The 1,329-nt window shown below is 67.7% G+C and carries 1 protein-coding gene; it reads left to right on the top strand.

Translation table 11 applies throughout. The features are described 5' to 3' along the window. Window positions 1-1,329: YgiQ family radical SAM protein (locus tag C666_RS19045; protein WP_004350559.1), on the top strand; the 1,329-nt coding region annotated here is incomplete at both ends.

Below are 1,329 nucleotides of genomic sequence, written 5' to 3' on the forward strand. Positions count from 1 at the left end.
GCCAGCGGCCGACGGCGCCCAGCCGGTGCGCATCGTGCCGGCGGCCGAGCGCGTCGCCGCCCGCCGCGCCGACCGCGCCCATACCGTCATCCGCCTGCCGTCCTTCGAGCAGGTCAAGGACGACGCCGTGATGTACGCCCATGCCTCGCGCGTGTTCCACCTGGAGTCGAACCCCGGCAACGCGCGCGCGATGGTGCAGGGCCACGGCGAAGGCCCGGGCGCGCGCGACGTGTGGATCAACCCGCCGCCGATCCCGCTCACCACGCCCGAGATGGATTTCGTCTATGGCCGGCCCTACGCCCGCGCACCGCATCCAAGCTACGGCGGCGCGCGCATTCCGGCCTGGGACATGATCAAGTTCTCGATCAACATCATGCGCGGCTGTTTCGGCGGCTGTACATTCTGTTCGATCACCGAGCACGAAGGCCGCATCATCCAGAGCCGCTCGCACGAATCGATCCTGCACGAGATCGAGGAGATCCGCGACAAGTCGCCCGACTTCAAGGGCCACATCACCGATCTCGGCGGCCCCACCGCCAACATGTACCGCATGGCGTGCAAGAGCAAGGCGATCGAGGAAAACTGCCGGCGTCTGTCCTGTGTGTATCCGGGCATCTGCGAGAACCTGAACACCGACCATTCGTCGTTGGTCGAGCTGTACCGCAAGGCGCGGGCGCTGCCCGGCGTCAAGCGCATCACGATCGGTTCCGGGCTGCGCTACGACCTCGCCGTGCGCTCACCCGAATACGTGAAGGAACTGGTCACGCACCACGTCAGCGGCCTGCTCAAGATCGCCCCCGAGCACACCGAGGAGAACACGCTCTCCAAGATGATGAAGCCGGGCATCGGCGCCTACGAGGAGTTCCGCCGCATGTTCGAGAAGTTCTCGGCGCAGGCGGGCAAGAAGCAGCACCTGGTGCCGTACTTCATCGCCGCCCACCCCGGCACCACCGACGAGGACATGCTGAACCTTGCGCTGTGGCTGAAGAAACACGACTTCCGCCTGGACCAGGTGCAGACTTTCCTGCCCACGCCGATGGCGCTGGCGACCACGATGTACCACTCGCGCAAGAACCCGCTGAAAAAGGTGTCGGCCGACTCCGAAGCGGTCGAAACTGCGCGCGCGGGCAGGGTCCGCAAGCTGCACAAGGCTTTCCTGCGCTGGCACGACCCGGAGAACTGGCCGATCCTGCGCGAGGGCCTGATGCGCATGGGGCGCGCGGACCTGATCGGCAACGGGCCGCATTGCCTGGTTCCGCGCCAGCAGCCGGCGCTTCCGCAGGCGGCGCGCGATGGCGCCGGGCGCGGCCGGGGCGAGGCGCCGCCGCG

The sequence above is a fragment of the Thauera linaloolentis 47Lol = DSM 12138 genome (assembly GCF_000310205.1).
GTDB lineage: Bacteria > Pseudomonadota > Gammaproteobacteria > Burkholderiales > Rhodocyclaceae > Thauera > Thauera linaloolentis.